Annotated in this window: 21 protein-coding genes and 1 other RNA gene; 11 read left to right on the plus strand and 11 right to left on the minus strand. The window is 50.4% G+C overall.

Features of this window, described 5'->3' with window-relative positions; all coding sequences use genetic code 11:
* A partial coding sequence (locus AC5JLP_RS28555) for a class I SAM-dependent methyltransferase (protein ID WP_496071238.1) occupies nt 1–641 on the plus strand: 641 nt, incomplete at its 5' end.
* 278 nt (nt 642–919) lie between these two features.
* Here AC5JLP_RS28555 and thiO read toward each other — a convergent pair.
* The 4 genes from thiO to AC5JLP_RS28575 all read right to left on the minus strand — a co-directional run bounded on the left by thiO (nt 920) and on the right by AC5JLP_RS28575 (nt 4,831).
* Nucleotides 920–2,098 (minus strand): glycine oxidase ThiO, encoded by a 1,179-nt coding sequence (gene thiO / locus AC5JLP_RS28560; protein WP_496071239.1) that lies wholly within the window; start codon nt 2,096–2,098, stop codon nt 920–922.
* Between the two features lie 10 nt (nt 2,099–2,108).
* Nucleotides 2,109–2,375: a hypothetical protein gene (locus AC5JLP_RS28565; protein ID WP_496071240.1), complete on the minus strand. Its 267-nt coding sequence runs from the start codon at nt 2,373–2,375 to the stop codon at nt 2,109–2,111.
* A 108-nt stretch (nt 2,376–2,483) separates the two neighbouring features.
* Nucleotides 2,484–2,933, minus strand: a complete 450-nt coding sequence (locus tag AC5JLP_RS28570; protein WP_496071241.1) for a 2Fe-2S iron-sulfur cluster-binding protein — start codon at nt 2,931–2,933, stop codon at nt 2,484–2,486.
* A complete protein-coding gene (locus AC5JLP_RS28575) occupies nt 2,918–4,831 on the minus strand; it encodes an aminopeptidase P family protein (RefSeq protein ID WP_496071242.1) in 1,914 nt (637 codons plus the stop codon). The genes AC5JLP_RS28570 and AC5JLP_RS28575 overlap by 16 nt, the downstream gene beginning before the upstream one ends.
* A 198-nt stretch (nt 4,832–5,029) precedes the next feature.
* Between AC5JLP_RS28575 and AC5JLP_RS28580 the strand changes: the two genes are divergently transcribed.
* Complete coding sequence (locus AC5JLP_RS28580; protein WP_496071243.1) at nt 5,030–6,127, plus strand: sensor histidine kinase; 1,098 nt, start codon at nt 5,030–5,032, stop codon at nt 6,125–6,127.
* Here AC5JLP_RS28580 and AC5JLP_RS28585 read toward each other — a convergent pair.
* Nucleotides 6,113–7,006 (minus strand): creatininase family protein, encoded by an 894-nt coding sequence (locus AC5JLP_RS28585; RefSeq protein WP_496071244.1) that lies wholly within the window; start codon nt 7,004–7,006, stop codon nt 6,113–6,115. The two genes, AC5JLP_RS28580 and AC5JLP_RS28585, sit on opposite strands and share 15 nt — an antisense overlap.
* A gap of 585 nt (nt 7,007–7,591) precedes the next feature.
* Between AC5JLP_RS28585 and AC5JLP_RS28590 the strand changes: the two genes are divergently transcribed.
* Nucleotides 7,592–7,906, plus strand: a complete 315-nt coding sequence (locus tag AC5JLP_RS28590) for a DUF6679 family protein (RefSeq protein WP_496071245.1) — start codon at nt 7,592–7,594, stop codon at nt 7,904–7,906.
* Here AC5JLP_RS28590 and AC5JLP_RS28595 read toward each other — a convergent pair.
* Nucleotides 7,903–8,280, minus strand: coding sequence for a cupin domain-containing protein (locus AC5JLP_RS28595; protein ID WP_496071246.1), 378 nt, complete (start codon nt 8,278–8,280; stop codon nt 7,903–7,905). The genes AC5JLP_RS28590 and AC5JLP_RS28595 overlap by 4 nt on opposite strands.
* A gap of 247 nt (nt 8,281–8,527) precedes the next feature.
* Entirely contained in the window at nt 8,528–8,830 is a 303-nt protein-coding gene (locus AC5JLP_RS28600; RefSeq protein ID WP_496071247.1) for a hypothetical protein, read from the minus strand.
* Between the two features lie 220 nt (nt 8,831–9,050).
* Here AC5JLP_RS28600 and AC5JLP_RS28605 point away from each other — a divergent pair, with 220 nt between their 5' ends.
* Nucleotides 9,051–10,421: an HlyD family type I secretion periplasmic adaptor subunit gene (locus AC5JLP_RS28605; RefSeq protein WP_496071248.1), complete on the plus strand. Its 1,371-nt coding sequence runs from the start codon at nt 9,051–9,053 to the stop codon at nt 10,419–10,421.
* 142 nt (nt 10,422–10,563) lie between these two features.
* Here AC5JLP_RS28605 and AC5JLP_RS28610 read toward each other — a convergent pair whose 3' ends face one another.
* Together AC5JLP_RS28610 and AC5JLP_RS28615 are read right to left on the minus strand one after the other, a co-directional pair.
* Complete coding sequence (locus AC5JLP_RS28610; protein WP_496071249.1) at nt 10,564–13,029, minus strand: FG-GAP-like repeat-containing protein; 2,466 nt, start codon at nt 13,027–13,029, stop codon at nt 10,564–10,566.
* A gap of 517 nt (nt 13,030–13,546) precedes the next feature.
* Nucleotides 13,547–13,891, minus strand: coding sequence for a cupin domain-containing protein (locus tag AC5JLP_RS28615; RefSeq protein WP_496071250.1), 345 nt, complete (start codon nt 13,889–13,891; stop codon nt 13,547–13,549).
* Between the two features lie 96 nt (nt 13,892–13,987).
* Here AC5JLP_RS28615 and AC5JLP_RS28620 point away from each other — a divergent pair, with 96 nt between their 5' ends.
* Nucleotides 13,988–14,728, plus strand: coding sequence for a type 1 glutamine amidotransferase (locus AC5JLP_RS28620; RefSeq protein ID WP_496071251.1), 741 nt, complete (start codon nt 13,988–13,990; stop codon nt 14,726–14,728).
* A gap of 72 nt (nt 14,729–14,800) precedes the next feature.
* Here AC5JLP_RS28620 and AC5JLP_RS28625 read toward each other — a convergent pair whose 3' ends face one another.
* Nucleotides 14,801–15,736 carry an ABC transporter permease gene (locus tag AC5JLP_RS28625; protein WP_496071252.1) on the minus strand — a complete coding sequence of 312 codons (936 nt, stop codon included), beginning with the start codon at nt 15,734–15,736 and terminating at the stop codon, nt 14,801–14,803.
* 66 nt (nt 15,737–15,802) lie between these two features.
* On the opposite strand from AC5JLP_RS28625, the gene AC5JLP_RS28630 reads away from it, so the two are divergent.
* From AC5JLP_RS28630 to ssrS, 5 genes are all read left to right on the plus strand, one after another.
* Entirely contained in the window at nt 15,803–16,663 is an 861-nt protein-coding gene (locus AC5JLP_RS28630; RefSeq protein WP_496071253.1) for an ABC transporter ATP-binding protein, read from the plus strand.
* Nucleotides 16,664–16,915: 252 nt separating this feature from the next.
* Nucleotides 16,916–17,080: a hypothetical protein gene (locus AC5JLP_RS28635; protein WP_496071254.1), complete on the plus strand. Its 165-nt coding sequence runs from the start codon at nt 16,916–16,918 to the stop codon at nt 17,078–17,080.
* Nucleotides 17,064–18,152 carry a fatty acid desaturase family protein gene (locus AC5JLP_RS28640; RefSeq protein WP_496071255.1) on the plus strand — a complete coding sequence of 363 codons (1,089 nt, stop codon included), beginning with the start codon at nt 17,064–17,066 and terminating at the stop codon, nt 18,150–18,152. Before AC5JLP_RS28635 ends, AC5JLP_RS28640 begins: the two co-directional genes overlap by 17 nt.
* An 8-nt stretch (nt 18,153–18,160) precedes the next feature.
* Nucleotides 18,161–19,045: a DMT family transporter gene (locus AC5JLP_RS28645; RefSeq protein ID WP_496071256.1), complete on the plus strand. Its 885-nt coding sequence runs from the start codon at nt 18,161–18,163 to the stop codon at nt 19,043–19,045.
* 75 nt (nt 19,046–19,120) lie between these two features.
* Nucleotides 19,121–19,302, plus strand: a non-coding RNA gene (ssrS, locus tag AC5JLP_RS28650) — 6S RNA.
* A 58-nt stretch (nt 19,303–19,360) separates the two neighbouring features.
* On the opposite strand, the gene AC5JLP_RS28655 is transcribed toward ssrS, so the two are convergent.
* Complete coding sequence (locus AC5JLP_RS28655) at nt 19,361–22,120, minus strand: DUF3536 domain-containing protein (RefSeq protein ID WP_496071257.1); 2,760 nt, start codon at nt 22,118–22,120, stop codon at nt 19,361–19,363.
* Between the two features lie 974 nt (nt 22,121–23,094).
* On the opposite strand from AC5JLP_RS28655, the gene cax reads away from it, so the two are divergent.
* Complete coding sequence (gene cax, locus AC5JLP_RS28660; RefSeq protein ID WP_496071258.1) at nt 23,095–24,210, plus strand: calcium/proton exchanger; 1,116 nt, start codon at nt 23,095–23,097, stop codon at nt 24,208–24,210.
* The last annotated feature ends 28 nt before the right edge of the window (nt 24,211–24,238 follow it).

The raw sequence follows: 24,238 nt of genomic DNA on the forward strand, positions 1-24,238 counted from the left end.
GCGATCTGGTTTTTCATTCACCACTACAATGCATCCTTACCTCTTTAGCACTACCAAACGTTGAGGGAATTGACGCATCGCCCGATATGTTAGCAGCTTGTAAGCAAAATTGTGCAGCAAGAGGCTTGAATCCTATACTGTACGAAGGTTCTATAGAGAGCTTAGACGTTTCTGGAAAGTTCAGCGCAATTGTAGTAGCTTTAGGTTCATTCATGTTGCTGGGAAACCGAGCAGACGCGATCGCAGCCTTAAAAGCATTTGCCAAGCATTTGGAACCGAATGGACGAATTTTTGTAGATTTGGGACTGCCTATTGATGCTTTCAAAACAGAAAATATTGTGAAACACAGGGAACTGGTCAACTGCTTGGATGGTTCAGTAATCTTGATGCAAACGTCATCTCAAGTCGATTGGATAAAGCAAGTTGAAAATACTCTCATTCGATACGAGAAATGGAAACAAGGAAAGCTGATTGATACAGAACTACAGCATCTTCCCTTGCATTGGTTTGGGCGAGAGGAATTCATCATGTGTCTGCGAGAAAATGGTTACACAAACATCACGCTCTGCGCTAACCATATAGACGGATTGGAACCAAACTCTTATTCTGACCAATTGTGTTTCTCAGCAACGCTTGCATAAAACTGTGCGATAAATCGCTGAGTCGAAATGAAATTGTAAGCTCTTCGTCCGACTAACTTAATCGTTGTGCACGATCGCCCCTCTCCACAAACCAAATTTCTATCAGAAAAACCAGTGCTCAGTAGATTTCTCTGGTACAACCCAACCAGAACAGTGTTTATACTGGCTGGTATCACTGAGAGTTTAGAAATTCTGGTCTTTGCCAACGGTCAATGGGGCAGCATAACTCAACGTTCTGGTGTTTTCTTTAGTTGGTGCGATCGAACAAAGGCACCTATCTAATTGGCACTGAATCGTGACCAGTGGAAGGCTTCTAGTAATGGATCAGATCGTTGATGCAGGATGCGATCGACAATCAGGTGAGCCGTAACAGGTGCTAACAAAATGCCGTTGCGGTAATGCCCCGTTGCTAGAGTCAGGTTGTCATAAGGGCTGGCACCCAATATCGGCAACTCATCGGGTGTGGCAGGGCGAAATCCCCACCAACATTCTTGCATTGGGAACTGTCGTAAGGCTGGATAGAGGCGAAGCGATCGCGCCAACAGCGACTTTACGCTTTCGGGTGTATTGTCGGGCGCAAAGCCAACATCCTCGCTCGTCGCGCCGATGATAATGTACCCATTCTGTCTCGGCACGATGTAGATTTCGCTGCCAAACAACACGGTTTGTAACGGTAATCCTTGCTCCACAGGCACTCGTACTGAGAGCATTTGCCCCTTTCGTGGCATCACTGGAAGCGGCAGTACGTCCTGTGACCAGGCACCCGTTGCCAGCACATAATGTCCTGCTTGTAGGGTGCCACGTGATGTTTGTAGCTCGCTCACTTGCCCACTCTGGTGCAGAATGGCTTGAACGGCAACTCCTTCCTGCACATCAACACCTGCATCCCGAACGGCTACCCACAGGGCTTTGGTCAGCGATCGATTATCGACTTGAGCATCCTTGGGATACCACCAACCGCCGCTTACGTCTGCGCTAAGTCCCGATTGGCGTTGCTGAATAGCAGCACGATCGAGCCAGTGTACGGGAGTCGGGAGTCGGGAGTGGAAGTTTTGAGTTTTGAGTTCGGAAAGAACCTCTGCTTCCCCTGCCGCCCCTGCTTCCTCTGTTTCCCTGCTTCCTCTGTTTCCCTGCCGCCCTCTGCCTTCTGCCCCCTCCTCATACACAGGCGCTAAAATGCCACATGCCCAATAGCCTGTTGGCAGACCTGTCATTGCTTCTAGCTTTTGCGTCCAGTCTGGATAGAGCGATCGGCTGCTTAAGCAAAGCTCCAGCATGGCACCAGGAGGAAGTTGTTCAGCCTGGGGTGCTAGCATACCTGCCGCTGCATAGCTTGCGGCTTGAGCACCATTACGGCTCAGAATGGTCACCAATGCGCCTTGTAACCGCAACTCAAGGGCGATCGCCAAGCCGATCGCGCCTCCACCGATAACAACGACATCTGATGTTGCTGCCATGCTCTGCGCCTTACCAATTTGCAGGAACGGCTGGCTGTGTTTGAGGCGGTAGTGGAGACGTATCTGCGCTAACTCGACCTGGCGCGTTTGAGTTTTCTTGCGTGACGCCTCCGTTAGAAGCGGTTGTTGATTCCGCACTGAAGCCCGTGTTGCGGGTTGCTGGTGCAAGACTGTCATTCTGATTGGGAAAGCTAAGGCGAAACAGCGAAGAGTTGGCAGACTTCAGCCCGACAAGGACAGCAAATAAGATTAAGATGGCAATCACTAAGCGGCTCATAGCATCCTCTCTGGCGTTATGCGTTCCAGGTACACGCTGGTGTTGTCAATTCGATCGTTCGCCAAGTGCCCCACGCTGTAAATTGCAGGGTGGAGTCAGCAGAAGCCACTAGACAGGTTGTTCAGGTGCCCACAATATACGATCGTCCTGACCCCAAAAGCCATCGTACTTTGTCACCGTTACATCACCTAAAACTTCGACTTGGCAAGCCAAACGGCGGCCCTTTTCTAGAGAATGGGGCGGCAGCGAGAGCCGTGCCTTTTCACGCCACTCTGGCTCTGAAACGTTACCTTCAACCTGTACGGTACACGTCCCACACGTCCCAAGCCCGTGACAATTAATCAAGGATGCCGCACCGTTGTAAACGTCTACATTGTTGTACAGCAGAATCTGACGCAGATTGTCACCACTCGCACAGGTAAACGTTTTGCCTTCAGCTTTGACAGTTGGCATCGCAGTTTGCGCCCCTGTATGACGAACTGTTTCCATTGTGGCGCTTTTCTGCGCTAGCAAGCTCTTCCTTAAGCGTGAAGGCGCGATCGTCAGTCGATATTGCAAGCCGCTTTAAGCCATGTTGCTTCCTCTGGGCTAAGCGTTGGCGCTAGTTTGGCAACGATCGCCGCGTGATACTGCTGAAGCCATTCTCGTTGGCGATCGTCGAGGCGATCGCTATTAATCAGCCGTTTGTCAAAAGGGATGTAGGTTAAGGACTCAAATCCATACCAGGAAAGCTGATTGGGATTGGGGCTTTCGTCTGGTTGTAGTACCTTGTCTCCATCAAGCGCTTTGACAACATAGAGATTTTCGAGACGAATACCACCCCAGCCCGGCTTGTAAAAGCCCGGTTCGATGCTTGTCACCATCCCAGGCTCTAACGGTTCGCTGACCCGCTTGCTAATGCCGTTAGGCCCTTCGTGAACATTGAGGAACGCCCCAACGCCGTGTCCTGTACCGTGCCCATAGTCTAGTCCGGCAAACCAGAGGGTCGATCGCGTGATGCCATCCAGTTGCGCTCCGGTCGTACCTTTAGGAAACCGCTGCATGGCGCAGTTAATATGAGCTTTGAGCACTTCGGTATAACACTCTACTTGCTCTGGGGTGGGCGTGCTAACGACAAAGGTACGGGTATCGTCTGTGGTGCCCGATGCATATTGCGCACCAGAATCTAGCAGCAAAAAGTCACCCTCATGCAACACACGTTGAGGATTTGGGGTGCCGTAATGCACGATCGAACTATTTGCCCCTGCCCCTGCGATCGTATTGAAGCTCAGCCCCTGAAAACCAGCCTCTTCTGCATAGAAACGTTCTACCGTTGAGGCCACGTCTGCCTCTGAAAGAGAAGCGCCCCTGCTGAGCTGATCGTCAACCCACTTGAGCGTTCGAGTTTTGGCACGGCTTGCCTTCAGGTTTGCCTGCTGCATCTGCGCCACTTCGATCGCGTTCTTGCGGGCTTTCATGCCCTCGATTGGGGTGGTTGCATCAACCAGCCTGCAGGCGATCGCAGTAGCAGGATCAGTTAGTAGCGCCTGAGTTCCCATTGTGGTGTGGTTGGGGTCGATGAGCACTCGTTGATGGGGAGACTTTGCAACCAGTGCTTTCAGCGTTTCGGCATAGGTTTCATAGGGCAGTAGAGACACCTGCGTTTGCAAAACCGTTTGCAAGTCGGGCGCAATGCGATCGAGATTTGTAAACAGGTAAGCTTCCGTTGCCGTAACAATGGAGTACGCGATGAAAACAGGATTGTAGGGCACATCCCAGCCACGCAAGTTATAAAGCCACGCAATTTGATCCAGCTTCGTTATTGGCAGCAGATCTGCATTGGCTTTTTGCAGGTCTTCTCTGAGACGTGTCAGCTTTTGTGCGATCGTCTCGCCGGTCTGAGCATCGGGTAAGTCAAACAGCTTGGAATCCGCATACACAGGTAACGGTTCTGCACTGACCCACGGCTCTTGAAGACGCACGCGATCGACCAGATTGCCCGTCAGCGGCACCAGTGACACTCCCGACGGTGCCAACTGTTTCTCAAAGCTCCGAAACTGGCTGACGGTAATCGTAAACGGGTCAAAGCCTAGCCGAAAGGTGCTACCGCCTTTCGCAGCTTCTCGTCCCAACGTTTCTAAGGTTTCGTCAAGCGTTTTTTGCTTCTCTAGCCCTAATTTAGAGATCTGCATCAACGCAGAGTCAACCTCCAATTCAGCCTGCTCGTAATAGCGAGAATCGACAAACAACCATGCCCGCTCTTGCCCTACTAGTAAATCGCCCGCCGACCCAGAAAAACCGCTCAACCAGATGCGCCGCCGTTTGGCTTCTGGCAAATATTCATTCAAATGCTCGTCCGCCGCAGGCACAAGGTACCCATCTAGCTGGTGCGTGACCAGGAGCGATCGCAGCGCCACAAACTTTGCATGAGTCGTACTAGACAAAGTATGAGACGTGAGTACATCAGTAGGAGACATAGGCAAAGCATAAGCGTCTAGTTCGATTTATAGCACTTTTAGAATGGAAGCCTAAGGATAGGAAGGTGCAGATTGAATCTCGATCGAAAAGGATTAAACGTGATACTACGGCTACAAAGCCAGACGGCAGCACTCACCACGAACATACGGCCTTCCGCCCTCACCCCTCAGCCTTTATCCTTTATCCCTCATCTCCCCATGTCTCAACTCGGACTGCGAACTCGACTGTTTCTCTCCCATCTGATTGTCATGATTGTGGGGTTAAGTACATTACTCACCGTTGGCAAGCTATATTCCCCCCGGCTTTTTGTGCTGCACCTCGAAAAAATGGAGGAGGGGAGTGGGTCTAATTTGCTGATGTTATTTCGGCAAGAGCTGATGGAAGGCTTTGAATCAGCCTGGAGCCGAGGCGCGCTTTGGTCAATGGCGATCGGGGGTACTGCGGCTGGTGGTCTCAGTTATCTGGTCTCAAAGCGCATCATGCATCCCCTATTTCAGATGGAGCAGGTCACTCAAAAGCTAGCAGCGGGGCATTTAGAAGAACGATTGCCGACTAGCGATATTCCAGAGCTCAACCGCTTAGCGCTCAGTTTTAACCGGATGGCATCAAACCTTGAAGGCGTTGAGCAACGGCGACGTGAACTGGTGAGCGATTTAACCCACGAGCTACGAACACCATTGACGGTTGTAGAAGGGTACTTGGAGGGACTCGCAGATGGCACGATCGAGCCATCCGTGGATACCTACCAACGACTTGCCAGAGAAACGGCTCGCCTCCGTCATCTTGTCAACGACCTTCAGGAACTTTCGCAGGCAGAAGCAGGTTATTTGCCCATTCGGACGCAGACATTTGATGTGCGTCCCTTACTGACCTCACTGGTGCAAAAATTTTCTGACCAATTGCTGGAGGAAGGGCCTGTTTTGCATTTAGACTGCCCCGTTGACCTGCCGCCCGCCTTGGCAGATCCTACACGGGTGGAACAAGTGCTGATTAATCTGTTAGGCAACGCCCTGCGTTATACCTATCAGGGAACCATCACCGTGAGTGCCCGAACGCAGTACAATCACGTCTGGATTGCGGTGGCTGACACAGGTCAGGGCATTGCTGCGCAAGATCTTCCCCACGTGTTTGAGCGGTTTTGGCGATCGGATCGATCACGCGATCGCAACTCTGGTGGCACTGGCATTGGGCTAGCCATTTCTCGCCGCCTGGTCGAACTTCAGGGCGGCACCATCACTGTGCAGAGTCAGTACGGTGAGGGAAGCCGCTTTCAATTCTCGCTACCCCTGGCTTGAAGCTGCCCCTAAAAACTCCAGATACGTACTGCTTAATTCCTTCACCGCCAGTTCATAAAACTGCTTACCATGCTCAGGCGTCGCCAGTGCTGGGTTAGATCCCATCCGTCCATCCGGGTAACGACGGCGAAAGTCGACCGCTCCATAAATCGTGTGCCCTTTGGCGACCGACTCATTTAATGGCGCTTGCTTGATCGCTTCAGGATACACATATTGCGTTAGCGCCACTTCACTGGGCGTGGCATGAGAACCCTCCTGATCGCCATAAAGCTCCTTCGCTAGCCGATAGACCGCACCACACATGTACCAGTTACTTACTTGACACTGCACCTGTTCAGCCATTGGTACGTTCAAATCCACGAGCGTGGCATAGACCTCAGCAAAGGCCGCTTTAAGCGTCGCCACATTGCCCCCATGCCCGTTAATGAAAAAAAAGCGCGTAAAGCCCGCGCGCGCCAGGGAGGTTATGTAGTCTCGAATGAGCAAAATCAGCGTGCTGGGGCGAAGGCTCATACTGCCTGGAAACGCCGTATGGTGTAGCGCCATGCCCACATTGATGGTTGGTGCGACGAGCGCTTGAGTCACCTCGCCAACGCCCCGCGCGATCGCCTCTGCGCAAATAGCATCGGTGCCAATCAACCCGGTAGGGCCATGTTGCTCTGTCGAACCGATCGGTAAAATGATGCCTTTTGACCGTTCCAGATAATCTTCAACTTCAAGCCACGTACTTAAATGCAGCAGCATACGACTCTCCCTGTAGCGCTCAAGCTTTACTCTAGCGAAGTCACACCGCTGTGCGTCGATCGGCCCTATACCCCAAAAATAAATTTTCCTTGCGCGATCGCCCACAGATACAGCCTTTTGTATCGAATCAGTCATCAATCAGCCTCATCCTGCTTAACAATGGCTAGAATAGTTGGTACAATCCGATACTTAAGAGACCTAAAAGTTAGGAAGAGAAAGTTAGAAAGAGACCTAAAGTTAGACAAGCCCGTTGCACGTTTAGTTAGGGAGAATGTAGGCACGATGGCTGGATCTATAGACGTCGATGAATGGTCGATACCCGTCTGTCTACACTGTTTCAAACCCTATCCTCTTCTTCCGTGTGAGTGTCTGTGCTCACGTCCTCATCCGATGCAGACCTCCCCGAAGTTGTTAACGTTTCACTAAATAATGTCCCTATCAGCTATTTCTTTTCTTCAAAGGCAACTCGAAACCCTTTCTCACCACTTACATGAGGTTGATGCATTCTGTTTAGGCTGCAGAAATGGAGGCTGCAATCTAGCGTCAGTGAGCCACTGTTTGCTACCTCTTGGGGAGAAGTAGCGGTATCTCGATCGAATGTTCTTACACTACTTTGGGAGCGTTATGCATCACAGCCTCAACGATGGTCTTAGCAGCAATACCTACCATAGGAACCCTGCATAAAGCCTTTGATGAAACTTACTGCTCAGGAGAAGCAACATGTTACACCGCAAGATTTATCAACTGTGTTGCGACGGTCGCGAAGTCTGGATCTTCTTGCGGGACCAGCAACGGTGGATTGAGCGGGCACGCATCCTCGATATCGAAGGAGACTTAGTGACCCTGCGCTACGAAACTGAAGAAGAAGACGAAACCTGCTCTTGGGAAGAAATGGTTCGTTTGGAGAGCATCGGCGCGGTGACTCAGAAATTAGCGGCTGTGCCCAAAGGCAACGTTGAGCCTGCGGTTTCTGATGATTGTCCCGAAGCCGAGCAGATTCCAAACAATCGGCTTCCAGACGCCAACCCCGACTAAGGGCGGCTGTCGTCGGCATATACCGTTTCATCTGCTTGACGCCATGCAGGGTCAACAAGACAGATGAATACCAATGGTTCTGTGCCGCTATTGCGAATAAATTGCTTGGCACGGGGTGGAATGTAAATCGCATCTCCCGATTCCACCTTCTGATATTCGTCATCAATGTACATTTCTCCCTGCCCACTGAGAATGTAGTAAACCTCAGACGTGGTAAGCGAATGAGGGAACGACGTTTGCCCAACGGGAACAATGGCATGAGCCAGACTATACTGCACTGCGATCGACTGCTTGTCGGGATGCAGCAGTTCACGCAGCAGCGTTCCATCCCCCGCCACAAACTCTGGACAGGTGCTTAGCTTTTGAATCAACACCGCTCGAACCTCCTTCTGTCCCTGCTTGTTTCTATTAGACCCTTATCATTGCAAGGCATCTCGTTTACCATGCCATCCCTCGTTTACCTTGGGGAAACGCTGCCACGTTAATTCACGATCGCGTCCATAATCAGTTGTACGACACTTGAACGACCGTCGAGACCCGGCGGTTAAAGCACTCTGTGTTCTTTGCGCCTCTGCGGTTATTTCTTATGCAATTTAAGCCTTTTTCTAAAGGTCATCCGGGTCAGTCGTATGAGCGGTTAGAAGTATACGCATTCATCAACGGCGCATAGTCTGGACAGCTAATGGCCTCTTCAGTCAACGCTGCCGAAGGACGCACCGTACATTTAAGATGATAGTCACTGGTAAAGAACTGGCAGCCAGCGCACGGAATCCGATGCATTTGTTGACTCCGAGCGATCGTATCGCGCGTAGCGGCCCAGAGACTCCAGCCCAGAAGCCCAACAACCGCCCATGCAGAGAGAAAGCAAATTGGCACCAGTAATGGCTGCAAAGCGTGGACAAATGGCTGCAAAAGTTGAAACACGGCAAGTAGATTAAGAGTGTGAACGCATCGCTAGACTTCTAGTGTGTGATCTTGTTCGTGATCGTGCTCTTTTTTTAGCTTGAAAGTTTTGAAGAAGTGTTACGTTTTTGTTACATCAGGCAGAATTCGCTGAGCAAAAAGGCACCTTAAACAGAGCATCGATCACGCATCCATGCTGTTACCACTTGCACGTTTGCTTTGAGCAGAGGCATTACCCTCGATGAAAGTCTCCATCTCTTCCACGCCTGCCCAGTCTAGACAGATTAAGCAGCAGCTCGCCGCCCCCCAAGAATCGCTCTCTTACGAGCTAGGCAAAGCCGTACAAGAACTGCCTCCGCTTTACACGCGGCTACTGGCAGGCGGCATCAGTGCACTCGTCTTTGGCACCATCGCCTGGGCACATTTGAGTAAGATTGATGAGGTCGCGATCGCCCAGGGGCAACTGATTCCCTTCACTGAAGTGCGTCCCATTCGAGCAGGGGCCGTTGGTAATATTCAGCAAATCAACATCAAAGAAGGCGACCCCATTCGCAAAGGGCAAATCCTAATTAACATGGATGCCGCGCTGCCACAAGCTGAAGTCGATCGCCTAACGGAGTCGTCCAAATTAATTCGTGAAGACCTTGCGCGCCTACAGGCAGAACGAACTGGCAACGCTAGCACGGGCACCCAGGTGCAAGACCAACTGTTGAAAGCCCGTCTGAGTGAATTTGACCAAAAGAAAGCCGCTGCTATAGGCGAGGCACAGCGCCAACTGGCAATCCGTAGTGAAGCACTATCAACCCTATCGCGGTTGCAAGCTAACTTAGTGAACGCTAGAGATGGCCTTAAAAATGCCCAAACCCGTGAACAGGCACTAAGTTCATTGAAAGGCAGCGGTGCCGTTCCCCAACTTGACTACATTCGATCACTGGATGAAGTCACACAAGCCAAAGACAAGGTTGTGTCTCTTGAGAAAGAGCTAACAGCGCAGCAAGACCGCATTCGTCAGGCAGAAGAAGCGTATGCTTCTGCCCAAAATACCGCAACGGGGCTGAACTCACAGCGGCAAAACGATATTCTTACGCAGTTCACCAAACGTAAAGAAGAGCAAGCTTCGATCGACGGGCAACTAGCCCAAGCTCAAAAACAGCGGGAACGTGAAACCATCATGGCTCCGTTTGATGGCACGGTGTACAACGTTAAGGCAACGAAAGGCCCGGTACAGTCTGGTGAAGAACTCCTATCCATTCTTCCAAAAGATGAAAACGTGGTGTTAGAAGTCAAAATTCTCAACCGCGATATTGGCTTCATCCATGAACACATGCCAGTAAAAGTGAAGCTAGCGACCTTTCCCTACCAGGAATTTGGCATCGTCGAAGGCGAAGTGATTAAAGTCAGCCCTAATGCGATCGTCGAGAAAGATGTGGGTCTTGTCTTTCCTACGCGCATTCAATTAAACAAACGGGCGATCGAGGTTCGTGGACAGACCGTTGACTTCACACCCGGTATGGCAGCAACCGCCGAAATCGTCACCCGGAAGAAATCAATCCTGGACTTCCTGATTGAACCCATCACTCGCCGCTTCAGCGAAGCCTTTTCAGTACGCTAAACGCTGGTGTAATAAGTAATCGCTTGCAGTCCTCTTTAGAGACAGAGCGACTACTGGCATGTCAAAACAACCTTAAAGGGAGCGCTCGATTTGAGCGCCCCCTTTGCTTCTAGCGTTTGATCTGAATCCAGCTCACGGGCACCTAAACAGCATTATTTGGAGCACCCGTTACATCGATAAAGTCATAGTCGGTGTATTGACCAATGCTCCGACCATAATTCAGGTTGTTTTCCTTAGAGTAGCCCTCTGTCGCGGCATCAAAGAAGTCAACATACATACAGAGATAGTACCGTCCGTTCCCCTTCCAACCAGACCAAGTAGAATCAGGCACATAAATCGTGGTCGTTGTAAAATAGGCTGCGGGTAGCGTACCTCCAGTCAGTCCGACAGTGCTGTTGAACGAGACACTACTTTGTGCTGCAAGGGGTGCGATGCTGGCAGTCGCAATCACCGTGTCACTCCCATCCAACACGTCATCATTAGAGAAGTAGAACTTAACCAGTGCACGCGTCGAACCTGCCACCTTATTGCCAATATTTTTAATGCTGCCGGTGAATGTAATCGCTTGACCTGGAGTCGTTGAGGTCTGGTTGATGACTAAACCGCCGCCCAGCAAATCTGGTTGTAGAGTATCGCGGATCACGATGCCAGCACTTGCCGTATTGTTTGATTCATTTGATTCGCTGACCTGATTGCCCGAATCAATGATCATCCCAATGTAGTAAGTTTGGTCACCACCCCACCATGAATCACTTTGTGCCAGAAGACTTAGCGTTTGTTGCTGTGTATAGTTTTGACCCGGTGCCAAACTAGTGATGAAAACATCTTTATCGCTGTTTCCAGTATTTGGATCGATCGTGCCTAAAAGCAAGTCACTTGCGGTAATCGTGTTATCGCGTGATAAATAGAACGAGACCTTGAACACAGATGGCGTGATGACAGACGTGCTGTCATTGCGGATAGAGTAGTTGACCCTTACCGCAGAAAGGTAGTTGCTACTGGTACTATCCAAGCTTACCGTTGAAGGCAAGGCTTGCCCGTTCGTTTTTGTGATGGTAAACGTGCTGGACGGGTTTGGCAGCAGGTCAACTTTTTGGGCAGATGCTGCACTCAGACTCAGCGTATAAGCAGACTTTTGGGTAGAAGACGACAAGACACGAATAAAGTACGTGCCAGACGTTAACGAAAGGTTAGAAATCAATTCATCTGCATTGCTCAGATTTGCTGAAGATGCAATGATTTCTGACTGGCTACTAAGCACACCGTTGCCATCTTTGTCTTGGATTACCTGCAAATCTGCATTTGTGTTGCTTCCCAACCCTGTGAGTGAGAGGTTCAGGACACTGGAAGTTGTGAGGTTAAATTTATAGTAACCATTTGGAAGCGCCGCTCCACCAATGCTATCGTCGTAGCTTCCAGTGTTGTTAAGAGTGCCGATATTAAAGGCTGCTCCCATACTGCTGCCAGCTAAAACGTTAGGTGCCTGCCCTGTGATGATCGCGCCAACTCGCCAATTTGCATCACTGATTGCTAGCAACGACAGCCCTGTCGAATAGGTCGTACCATTCATCACCCAAGCTACATTGTCACCCCCTCCATAGTTGCGCCAGAAAATGTCTTGCTTACCATCACCATTCGCATCGCCAACGCCAACAATATTCCAGTTAAGATCCCCAATGGATAAGAATGAAGCGGCTGAAGAGAGAGAGAGACCGTCCATCAGCCAAATCGTGTTCTGACCAGTTCTATAGTTACGCCAGACTAGATCTGGCTTCCCATCGCCATTGAAATCGCCAACGCCATTTATCCGCGAGTTTAAGTCAGTGACGGTAGGGAAAAAAGCCGAGCTTTTGAGGGTTGTACCGTTCATATACCAGGCAGCATTCGCACCCGTCGTATAGTTGCGCCAGACCAAATCAGTTTGGCCATCACCATCAAAGTCACCAGTACCGGCGATTTTCCAGTTGGAGTCACCGACTCCGGTGGTAAAAGCGCCAGAGCGCAATGTGTTATCCGCGTTCATCAGCCAGATAGCATTTTCCCCAGTAGCACTGTTACGCCAGATGTAATCAGAGATGTCATCACCGTTGAAGTCACCTGAGCCTTGAAGTTTCCAGTTGGGGTCACCTACGGAATTGACATTAAAGGTACCCACCAGACTATTGCCATTCATGAGCCAGCCAGCATTTTGACCACTGCTAGCATTACGCCAGAGCAAGTCTGCACGGGCAGCAGGCGTAGATTTCACCTTCAGCGTATAGTTTGTGCTGGTGCTAGAGTCGGCCAGAGACACGCGGATGTAGTAATCACCCGCATTGAGCGAATCTGTTGTAAATGCGTCTGCTAAAGTCCCACCGTTGCTGGACTGCTGTAACGTGCCACCCGCATCAAGAATTGCAATATCGGCGTTGGCGTTTTGAGAGGTCAGCGTCAGGACAACACTGCTACGTTGACTAAGGCGAAGGCGAAAGAAATCTTGTGTGTCAAGTGAGTCAAGTGAGTAGCTTGTATCTGATTGACTATTAGAAAACGTTTGCGCGCTAGTTGTAGCGGTGATTAATCGCTGTGTTGATGTACTGTTATCAAAAATACTAGAATTGTCTGACATTGCTTTACCTTCCACGCTCGCACTATTAGCGTTCCCGGTATTAAATCTTGAATAAACATAGCACTAGTAAATTCATAGAAACTTTGTCCTAGTGCGGTTTTTACTGAGGTTTCCGCACTTCTACTGACTCAATAAATCTCTAACAACCGTTGTTAGAGTTAGTAGAAGAAATGAATTCAGTCCTGCTTTTTCCTGTGACGTTTTTCTAAAATAGAGTCACTGGAAACTGCGATTGATGACCCTTTGTGGCGACGGACAGGCAAGCCTGTAAACCCCTTTCTCATTAGCTATCTCCGTATAGCGACGAAAAACACTTAAAGCCGATCGTTATTTTTAGCAATTAACCGTGAACGATTAGCTAACAGTATGATTCGCTGCATTACGTTCATTTACTGAGGTGAACTGTTTCAGTTGCGCGATGTGATGAGCAGTGGGAGCTAGCAACTTGTCACGATCGCTCTAAAGCGTTTGCGGCTTCTGGATTGCGATCGACGTGCGGTTTAACTGAATATATGGCCTAAGCTGACACAGGCTCAATCCGTAGCCCAAAGTAAGTGAGAATAAGTTCAGTGGTGCCAGTGTTATGAATCTCATGCAGCTCTTCGGCTTCAACGGCAATGCAGACACCGCTTTGCAATTGATAAGGAACCGTATTAATCCAGATGGTGCCTTCACCCGCTTCGACAAAAAACACCTCGCACATATTGGTATGGCTGTGGGCACTGGCAATCTGCCCTGGAGCAAAACGTGCCTGGGAAAAGTTCGTCAAATGCGGTAAGTCGCCCGGACGCAGCATTACCTTTTTTTTGATAGCGAGATTATGAGTAACGGCTTCTTCCGGCAGGGTAGAAAGGGAGGTCATTTTCATCGGTGATGCGATCGCACAAAACTACCCTCTACCCTAGCGTCATACTTACTAACCGCAAGGCTGCTCTTGCAATTCCCTATCCATGACTCAATGACTAAACACCGTTCTCAGCTTAAACTTCTCCTACTGCAAATTCGAGATGATGCGGTAACGTGCCAGGAAGAACTTGATGAATTCGTTCGCTATAGTGAGCTTGAGCCGCATCAGGTTGAGGTGCTCAATACCTTCGAGACACCGATCTTTGAAGCCACTTGCATCGTGGGGTACGATGCCTTACTGGTAGGCGGCTCCAGTGATGCCTCGGTGACACAGCCAGAAAAGTATCCATTTGTAGACCATGCCAAGCGGTTACTGCTCTACTGTTTGGACAAAAGTATTCCCGTTTTTGCTTCCTGCTTTGGCTTTCAAGTGGCTGTTGAAGCACTGGGAGGGCGAGTGATTGTCGATGCGGCAAGCATGGAAATAGGTACTTATCAGCTGCAACTCACTGAAGCCGCTGCGACAGATGTTCTTTTTCATGATGTTCCTGACCGCTTCTGGGTTGTCTCAGGGCATAAAGAACGAGCGCTTTCCCTGCCAGAGGGAGCGGTGTTGCTGGCATCTTCTGAGCTTTGCCCGTATCAAGCTTTTCGGGTAGAAGGTAAGCCTTTTTATGGCTTTCAGTTCCACCCCGAAGTCAATATAGCTGATCTGACCACTCGGATTACACGGTATCAAACTCGCTATTTGGAGAGTGCTGAAGCACTGACACAAGTGCTTCAAGGGCTGCACGAAACGCCGATTGCCAATCAGTTGATTAGGAAGTTTGTCGATCGTATTTTGCTGACGTGAAAAGCGGGAGAGGGTGCAAGAGGTAGAAGAAGCAAGGGAAGCCGAAGGCAGTGGGGTGGGGGAGGTGAGAAGCTAAGACGGCGATCGCTCGGCCCACGGGGTTGCCAGATTGAACAGTAGCTTAAACGCAAAATCCGTGAGTAGCCCAATGAAGCCAATAATGGCGATCGTAAATAGGACTTTGTCCGTTTGCAGATAGCGCTGCGACTGCACTACTCGAAAGCCTAAGCCATTCTCAGACGCGATTAGTTCTGAGATCACGAGATAATTCCATGCACCAGCGACGTTGACGCGTAAGGTATCGATGATGCTGGGCACGATCGCTGGGATAATGACCCTGACCAAAACATCAAAACGATTTGCCCCCAAGGTGTACGCTACGCTTAACAACTCATTGGGGATAAACTTCACAGCATCGGCCACCATAATGGCGTTGAAGAACACAATCCCCAGAAAAATGATCGTCACGCGAGTCGGCTCATCCAATCCCAACCAGAGGATAATGAGCGGTACAAACGCGGCAACAGGCATATAGCGAACTGTCCCCACGATGGGGCTGAAGAGGCTCTCCATGCTGTAGAAGGTGCCCATTGCAATGCCGATCGGGACGCCGAGTGCCGCGGCGGCTAGAAACCCTAGAAAAACACGATAGGAACTCGCAAGCACATCTACCAGCAAGTTCTCTTCAACGAACATGTGAATGCCAGATTGCAATACCGCTGTTGGCGTAGGAAGAAAGATGGGTGTGACCCAGCCTCCATAGCTCAAAACGGCCCAAACAGTCAGCGGTATCACTAACGCTGTGATTGAGATGAGCGTTCCGAGCCAGCGTGGGAAGCCCTGACGAATACTCCAAAACACGGATGGTGTGAGGTATCGTTTACCAGACGCAGGAAGAGATTTGAACACGGCGGTAGTTTGAGTGGGTAATGGAACAACGTAGACTTGAATTGTCGAAGGCGGCTGGTAGACCAACCGTAGCGATCGCCACAATTCTAGACCCAGCACCTTCGTTTAATAGAGAGGGAAAACACCCTTGGCGTGACGTTTCTGCTAGTGCTTGAATGGACTAGCATGCTAAAAATTCCTTTTTTGCGATCGTCCCCTTCACCACAAGACTTGAATACTAATGTGACTCTTACTAGCACATCGCCTACACTCGTCCAATCAGCCCAAACTCCTAAGCTTCAAGTGGAGGGCCTATCCAAAAGCTTTCCACAGAAAGGCAAAGCGGTGATGGCATTGCAGAACGTTAATCTTTACCTGCAACCGCGAGAACTGGTTTGTATTGTTGGAGCATCAGGGTGTGGCAAGTCTACTCTGCTCAACATCATTGCGGGCTTAGTGCTTCCATGCTCCGGCAAAGTTTTGGTGGATGGTGAGGTGGTACCGGGACCGGGAGCCGATCGGGGCATGGTCTTTCAAAGCTACACGTTGTATCCCTGGTTGACCGTCGCCGATAATATTGCCTTTGGGCTAGAGCTCCGTCGCTTACGCAGAGCCGAAATTAAGCAGCGGGTATCTTATTACCTGGATGTGGTGGGTCTGACCAAGTTTGCGAAAGCCTATCCGAAGCAATTGTCGGGCGGGATGAAGCAGCGAGTGGCGATCGCCCGTGCTTTGGCAAACGAACCAGAAGTGCTGTTAATGGACGAACCCTTTGGGGCATTGGATGCTCAGACGAAAGAGCAGATGCAGAAATTTTTGCTAGAGCTATGGGAGCAAACCCACACGACTATCTTGATGATTACCCATGATTTGGAAGAGGCTGTTTTCTTGTCGCAGCGCATCTATGTCATGAGCGCTCATCCGGGACAAATCAAGCAGGACTTTCAAGTACCGTTGCCCGAACATCGTGATCTTGATATGAAGCTTAGTCCTGAATTTATTCAGATCAAACGCACGATTATTCAGACGTTGCATAACGAGCATTAGTCCATTTCTAATACCCTTGCTTTGGAAGAAAACTAGATGGGGCAAGCGAATCCAACATTGCCAGCACTCTTGATAGCAGTAGTACATGACGCTACTTTTGAGATTGGTTGCTATGGCAGACTGACAGATTGTCTTTGCCGCGTGACATGTCTAACAACGCGACAGGACACCGTTAATGATGCATACTACCCTCCTGTAGAATTGGGTTTTTTCTGGTTGCGTGAACATAGAGGTTTATGGCTTGCCTCTGGCATGGTTAACAAAGCGATTTTTCGGGATGCTGAGACGATCGATCGTGTTTTGTATCAGATTATGGAAGAAGCACTTCATCTTGATGAGCAACTAGCAACGTGTGTTGAGTTGGTTGAGACAAGCCAGACGAGTGTTTCCAATGGTGAATATGTCCAATTCTGGTGAAGTAGAGCAGTCTTTTCAGAAAACTAAAAAACAGGGGTTCAAAACCGTCATGACTACCGGAGCGATCGATTCAACTACCAGCCGTTACTTGCATCAAAAAAAGCCATTGTGGAATACTCTTTCCATTCTCTATACGCTGGTTAGTTATGTAGGTGGCATCGCGCTCTTACTGCTGCCAGATGGCTGGCTCAACGCGCTGGGTGTAGTCTTTTTAACGCATAGCCTGCTTTGCTCGGCGTATCTGGCACACGACTTTATGCACAGTGCGCTCTTTGAAAGCAAAGTGTGGAATGTAGCCTTTGGGAACCTGATGCTGTGGTTGAATGGGGGTTGTTATGCCCGGTTTGAGGATTTAGCGCGACTGCATATAGCCCACCACATTAATCGCGTTGATTTTTGCCGCTTTGATTTGGTGACGTTTCTGAACGCCATGCCTGCACCTGTACGATCGCTCCTTTTGGCGCTGGAATGGCTCTACTTTCCCTCACTGGCGTTTTTGCTAAGGATTCGCTCCATCTTTGCGCCCTTTTGGGAACTCGATCGTAGAGATGAACGCTTGCGGAACGTACTGATTTTAATGATCCGAGGTGGGTTGTTTGCGCTGTTAGGCATGGTGTCGCCCAAGGCGCTTCTGCTCTACTTTATGGCTTATATCGGCATGTTGACGGTGCTTCGGTTCGTGGATGCCTTTCATCATACCTACGAGGTGTTTCCGGTGGGAGATACCCTCCCAAAGCGCGATCGTGCTTACGAGCAGGCAAACACATTCTCAAATGTGGTGTCTTTGCACCATTGGTGGCTGAACCTACTGTTGCTGAACTTTGGGTATCACAATGCCCACCATGAATTGATGAAATGCCCCTGGTACAACCTTCATGAACTCGATCGCGAGTTGTTTACAGGGAAAGAGGTGCACTATATGACGCTGCCAGAACTGTTAGGAAATTACCATCGTTACAGAGTTTCGCGGTTCTACTCTGGTCAGGGGCGTGGCGTTGACGAGCAAGGCAATCGCAGCCTGGAAACCTTCTATGGTGCGATCGAGGTATCCTTTCTGGTGTTGCCTGCTTAGAGGTGTGTGTGACCCAACCAAGCTTTCGGCCTGCGTTGCCTGGTGTTGCTTTTGGCATCGCTACGGCGCTTTTGTTTGGTGCCACAACGCCTTTAGCCAAACTGTTCCTCAATGATGTGCAACCGTGGATGCTGGCGGGCTTGCTCTTTCTGGGGGGTGGTTTAGGACTGCTGCCGATCTACCTGATCCGCAACCGCATCCATCCAACAACCGATCGCTTGTATAAGAAGGATTGGCAGTGGTTAGGGGCATCGATTTTGGTGGGTGGGGTGATTGCCCCAGTTCTTCTCACCCTCGGTTTAGTCCACACAACAGCGGCAGCAGCATCCTTGCTGTTGAATTTTGAATGCGTGTTTACAGCGCTGTTAGCCTGGACAGTTTTTGGAGAACGGTGGCGCTGGCAGGTCTTTGTTGGCATGGTCGCGATCGTGGCTGGCGGTGTGGTGCTAGCTCATGCAGAAAATACGGGGATTGGTTTAACCTGGGGGGCGCTGCTCATTCTGGGTACCTGCTTTCACTGGGCACTGGACAACAATTTCACCACCAAAGTTGCGGCCAAAGATCCCTTGCAGGTAGCGCTCCTTAAAAGTGGAGGGGCTGGGGCAATCAATGTGGCAATCGCCCTGCTTGTGGGGCAGTCCTTACCCGCCTTACCAACTCTCTGTAGTGTCTTGGGGGTTGGCTTTCTGACCAATGGGCTGACACTGTTCTGTTTTGTCATGACTTTGCGCTATCTGGGCGCATCACGAGCAGGGACTTATTTTGCGCTTGCACCATTTGCGGGTGCGGCCGTTTCAGCCCTGCTGCTCAGTGAAGGGATTAGCGAAACGCTGGCGATCGCAGCGGTGTTAATGGCAGCGGGCGCTGGGTTATGCGCCAGAATCACAGAGTAGCCGGTATTACTTTTAGCCGTAACGATACTCATTCACGGTGGGCGGTTTGTCGATGAGCCGCTAAAATAGTGAGAGGTTCAACTGCGGCGTTGGTGACTGCCAATAACGTTTTTTGACTATGCTCTGTTCAAACGGGAATCGATCGCCAGACGGCAGTAGACCGGGCTTGTACCCGGAAACTTTAAGTCATGGCATGAGGTACCCACCTGGTTTTTACCAGGTCAAAAACTGAGGTAAGACGGCGTTGCGGGGAGCCTTGATTTTTTAGTAGAAGGGGATGCACATGCATCCCCTTTTATTCATGGAAGCTGATGTTTATGGAAGCTGGTGGAGCCAGCCGTTAACATCGACTGCTAGCTTTTGTCCCAGTTGAAGCAGCGATCGCAGGTCTGCCAACTGCATCGTTGAAGCGCGATCAACTTCAAACTGTCCTGCGTGACTTAACCACTGGCGGCATTCTGGAATCAGCCAAGTTTGCAGCCGTTGGAAGTAAAGCTCCTGCGCCTGCGCCAACGATAGATCTAGCTTCATCTGGTTGCCCAGCGCTAGAAGCCGTTCGAGACGGTGCAGTTCCGCTGGACTGATGGCTGGGTCAAAGTGATACAGCAATTGCCAGAGCGATCGCAGCACCAATCTTTCTAGCGCTTGTCTGGCTTCTGGCTGATTCAGTTGGCAATGAAGATGGTCTGCTTCGGTTGCGATCGTCTCCAGTTCTAACAGCCGATTGGTACCTGCGGATGACGCATCGGCAGTTGGCTCACTCATTTCCTGCTCCAAAGCTCGCAACGAAAGGGACACGCGATGGTCCAGGGCAACGGCTGCTGCCACCTGAAGCTCTTGCGGTACCGCCAACTCATCGCGATGAAACGCCATCAAGACCCCGTAGTTATCTCGATAGACTTGCGTATAAAGCTGATCTAACCGCGTTAGGGTTTCGTGGGTCAGCAGGCGCATGATGCGATGCCGCTCCTCTGCAAAGAGACTTTGGAGACTATACGTTTTGGGAGTGTGAGCTTGATAGTTAAACAGTGCGTTCATTGCCATGATCGTTTGCGCAGCGCTTGCTTGCTTGATCGATTCAAACAACTGGTCTTTTAGCTCTGCATAGTCACGCCGCCCCGAAAAAGGTTGAATGCAGCAGTGAAAATCCCAACCGCCGAGATGGACAACCGCAAAAAGTAAATGAGTGCTTTCACGGGTAATGTCTGAAACAAGTTGAAGTTGACCGACTGCTAAGGTAAGCGATCCCATCCGCTGTAGCTGGTAGTCAAGCTGGTTTGCGGTGTAGCAGTAGACTTGATGCTCTTTAGAGTAGGTGGTAAACAAAGAACTGATTGCGTAGTGAGCCGCCACCTGTTCTATGCTGATTTGGGCCGTTTTCACCAATTGACGATAGACATCAGCCCCATCCTGGAAGCAGTCAACATTGCTAGGTGCCAGCGCCAATCGGCGCACAAACGCTTTTTCTAGCTGAATCCCTGTCACTTCGCCTGCCAGTTCCAAAGCTCTAGCCGCATAACGGAGAATCTGTACACCTTCAGGTCGAGACAGCTCATCAAAGAACCAGCCGCAACTGGTGTACATTAGCAGGGCGTGACGCTGCATTTCTAGCAAATGTAAGGCATCTACTCGCTCCGAAACCGTTAGTTTATGCGTCTGGTGCTGGGTAAAAAAGCGGGTGAGATTGGCAAGGCTACGATCGCGCACGACCTGAATGTACTCATCGCGCGCCAACCAGGGATCGCAAAAGAGCTTTCTGCCAGCCTCTTCATACACCTTCGCTAACTGATCTCGCAGCCAGTCCAGCGCGTCTCGCAAGGGGCGTCGCCACTGTTGGTTCCACAACCCACCGCCACCACAACCACAGTCATGCTGCCAGCGATCAACTCCATGACTGCAACTCCAAGCGGTTACATGCTTTAGCTCTACTTCCCAAGTGGGGGACTGTAGAGAGAGATAGTGAGCAAAGTTAGTCGCCGTCCAGCCGCGATCGACAAACTCATGCCTAAACGCATAGGCAAGACATTTCTCCGTGCCGCCCTTGTGGTGCCCAAAGGTTTCGCCATCGGTTGCGACCGAAATAAGCTGTGAGGGGCGTTGATCCCCACGCACCGCCTGCCCCAACCGTCCAACCAGATTGTAAGAACTGCTCAACGCGCTATCGAAGCCCATGTCGCGGGAAATCGGACCGTCGTAGAAGAAGATATCTATGAAAGGAGTGGGGAGTGGGGAATGGGGAGTGGTGGGGGCTTCCTGATCCTTCAAGAAGCATCGGTACGGACGTGTGGGATCGATTTGTCCACCGCCAACTTCTAGCCACTGGAAGATTGGCTGATCGTTCGTTGGCATGGGACGACAGCGCTGTGCTTGGGAGGGAGCCAGGACGATGAATTTGATGCCCTCAGACACAAGGGCTTCTAGGGTGGCGTAATCAACGGCGGTTTCTGCCAGCCACATGCCTTCGGGATCACGCCCAAAGCGAGAGTGAAAGTCAGCTTTACCCCAGCGGATCTGGGTTAGCTTGTCCCGATCGTTCGCCAGCGGCAGGATGATGTGATTGTAAGCTTGAGCGATCGCATTCCCATGTCCATTCAAGCGAGCGCAACTTTTGCGATCGGCCTCCAGTATCCGCTGATACGTCTCAATATCGTGTCGCTCCAGCCAGTTCATGAGCGTGGGGCCAATGTTAAAGCTGAGAAACTCGTAGTTGTTGACGATCTCAATGACATCACCCTGCTCATTAAGAATGCGGGCAAACGCATTCGGTCGGTAGCACTCGTGGTGAATCCGTTCATTCCAATTGTGAAAGGGAGCAGCACTGGGCTGACGCTCGATCGCGTCCAGATAAGGATTTTCGCGCGGCGGCTGATAAAAATGTCCGTGTACCGTCACGTAAACGCCCTGAGCGGTCTTGAGGAGATCACTGTGGGGTCGATCAATGGCTGCTGTAATGCCAGTCCGGTCATCGCTCCGATGGTCGTCTTGAGTTGAATGATTGCCGTGATGCTCGCTTTGCTCATCAGCGATCGCTCTAGTAGCAGATGCAGCGAAGCGGGGATCGAAGTTTGAAGTCATGTGAGAAAATCCCAAGAGGTTAGGAGTCGCGGCCTAAACGTGCATCATCAACGGGAAACCGTTAGTAAAAGATGCTAACGAATGCCGCAACATGGTTCAGCCTAAAAGACGTTTTTAAGGTTCTTAAGAATGCTTTGCTTGCTAGAACAGTTTGGGGATCACGTCTGGGTAGCGCTGGGTTGAACAGACGCGCAACTCCACTGACGTACAACCGAGCACTAAGAGAAAGGCGATCGACGGTGTGAAGATTGTTCTGAAGGCTGCATACACGCGTACCACCGACAGGATAGAAAACTCTAGCGACGCTAACCTTAGCAAGTGAAGACAAAAAATCTATCTAACCAAAAGAGTAGAAAACCGGGGATCAATTCTATCCCACACTGGACCAGCTTCATCAAATCTATGCTAGGGATTGGGAGGCCTTGTTTGGTACGGGGCAGGCTATGACAAGCAACACAATTTGTCTGGTCAAACCTGATGCTACCTCAGCGCTGTCTAGCCTAGTGTCAAAATTAAGTGCAACTTAGAATTCCTCTTTTCCCAAGTAGTAAAAAAGCTTTTGCACCATAATCGATTCAACCGCAAGTCAGCGTCAGGCTTAACAGTAACTTAAGCTTTCATTACAAGAGTTTGCGGTTCGGATGGCAAAGTACAAACACTGTTACGTGATGTACGCAGTTCTCTTTCCAATCAGCCACGGTCTGATTGGAGATGGTGTGGAGTTTAGGGTTTAGGGCGTGGTGAATCCAAATGAAACTGGCTGTAAGTTCCGCAATTGCGCTTCGTGCTTCAATGTTGAGTCTAAACTAGGGCTGTCATCAATGACTCATACGCATGACTTGCAGCAACGGCTCCAGCTTCTAGCCTCGTTTGTGAGGACGGTCGCGGCAATGCTGTCACCTCAAGATTATCGAGCTTAATTGATGACGCGCCCTAGTGTTTCATTTACCTGTCACCGTTCTGGCTGCATGATCATGTCGTTTAAAAACGTTGTCTTTGTTGGGTTATTGGGTTTTGTGCCCATCTCGATCGCGGCTCAGTTTTTCCATTGGGGATCGCTGGTTGTTTTTATCACCGCAGGGCTAGCCATTGTTCCGCTGGCTGCCTGGATGGGCACAGCAACGGAAGAAATTGCGATCGTGGTCGGTGCCTCACTAGGAGGGTTGCTCAATGCGACTTTTGGTAATGCAACTGAACTCATCATTGCGCTAGTAGCGTTGAGATCAGGGTTGGTCAGCGTGGTCAAAGCCAGCATCACGGGTTCCATCATTAGCAATCTGCTGTTGGTCATGGGCCTATCAATGCTGTTGGGCGGCTTGAAGTACAAAGAGCAAACCTTTCAATCTGTGATCGCAAGAGTTAACGCGTCTTCCATGAATTTGGCAGTCATCGCCATTCTGTTGCCAACGGCTCTGCACATTTCGTCTAAAAGTATTGATGAGCCAACGCTTCAGAGGCTTTCAGTTGCGGTGGCTATCGTTCTGATGGTCGTGTATGGTTTAACGTTACTTTTTTCCATGCGCACGCATACATACCTCTACGATGCGGGGATCGCTCAACAAGAAGCTGATGCAGCCAGCGAACCTACACCGTCAGAGCATCCTCGCAATACAGTCAACACCCGCTTCTGGGTTGTCGTGCTGCTTGCCTGTACCCTCTTGGTTGCCCTTGAGTCAGAGTTACTGGTGCATACGTTGGAAGCGGCCACAGAACGACTGGGACTGACAGCGCTGTTTACAGGAGTCATTTTGCTACCGATCGTCGGTAATGCCGCCGAACACGCGACTGCTGTTACGGTTGCTATGAAAAACAAAATGGATCTGTCTGTGTCAGTTGCAGTGGGATCAAGTATGCAGATTGCGCTATTCGTCGCGCCTATTCTTGTGATTGCAGGTTGGCTAATGGGGCAACCGATGGATCTCGACTTCAACCCCTTTGAACTCGTGGCCGTCGTGGTAGCAGTGCTAATTGCCAATTCTATTAGTTCAGACGGGCGATCGAACTGGCTGGAAGGAACGCTCTTACTGGCAGCCTACGCCGTTTTAGCGCTGGCGTTTTATTTCTATCCAGTGAGTGAAAGCATGCACTAACCAGGCGAAGTTGGCGTTTGGCGGTCAG

The organism is Stenomitos rutilans (genome assembly GCF_059505485.1).

Coding starts and splice junctions, on each gene's coding strand:
- AC5JLP_RS28655 (WP_496071257.1), bottom strand. CDS start 22,120: ATGACTTCAAACTTCGATCCCCGCTTCGCTGCATCTGCTACTAGAGCG.
- AC5JLP_RS28610 (WP_496071249.1), bottom strand. CDS start 13,029: ATGTCAGACAATTCTAGTATTTTTGATAACAGTACATCAACACAGCGA.
- cax (WP_496071258.1), top strand. CDS start 23,095: ATGTCGTTTAAAAACGTTGTCTTTGTTGGGTTATTGGGTTTTGTGCCC.
- AC5JLP_RS28620 (WP_496071251.1), top strand. CDS start 13,988: ATGACTAAACACCGTTCTCAGCTTAAACTTCTCCTACTGCAAATTCGA.
- AC5JLP_RS28635 (WP_496071254.1), top strand. CDS start 16,916: ATGGTTAACAAAGCGATTTTTCGGGATGCTGAGACGATCGATCGTGTT.
- AC5JLP_RS28605 (WP_496071248.1), top strand. CDS start 9,051: ATGAAAGTCTCCATCTCTTCCACGCCTGCCCAGTCTAGACAGATTAAG.
- AC5JLP_RS28580 (WP_496071243.1), top strand. CDS start 5,030: ATGTCTCAACTCGGACTGCGAACTCGACTGTTTCTCTCCCATCTGATT.
- AC5JLP_RS28615 (WP_496071250.1), bottom strand. CDS start 13,891: ATGACCTCCCTTTCTACCCTGCCGGAAGAAGCCGTTACTCATAATCTC.
- AC5JLP_RS28565 (WP_496071240.1), bottom strand. CDS start 2,375: ATGAGCCGCTTAGTGATTGCCATCTTAATCTTATTTGCTGTCCTTGTC.
- AC5JLP_RS28575 (WP_496071242.1), bottom strand. CDS start 4,831: ATGTCTCCTACTGATGTACTCACGTCTCATACTTTGTCTAGTACGACT.
- AC5JLP_RS28640 (WP_496071255.1), top strand. CDS start 17,064: ATGTCCAATTCTGGTGAAGTAGAGCAGTCTTTTCAGAAAACTAAAAAA.
- AC5JLP_RS28630 (WP_496071253.1), top strand. CDS start 15,803: ATGCTAAAAATTCCTTTTTTGCGATCGTCCCCTTCACCACAAGACTTG.
- thiO (WP_496071239.1), bottom strand. CDS start 2,098: ATGGCAGCAACATCAGATGTCGTTGTTATCGGTGGAGGCGCGATCGGC.
- AC5JLP_RS28585 (WP_496071244.1), bottom strand. CDS start 7,006: ATGACTGATTCGATACAAAAGGCTGTATCTGTGGGCGATCGCGCAAGG.
- AC5JLP_RS28590 (WP_496071245.1), top strand. CDS start 7,592: ATGTTACACCGCAAGATTTATCAACTGTGTTGCGACGGTCGCGAAGTC.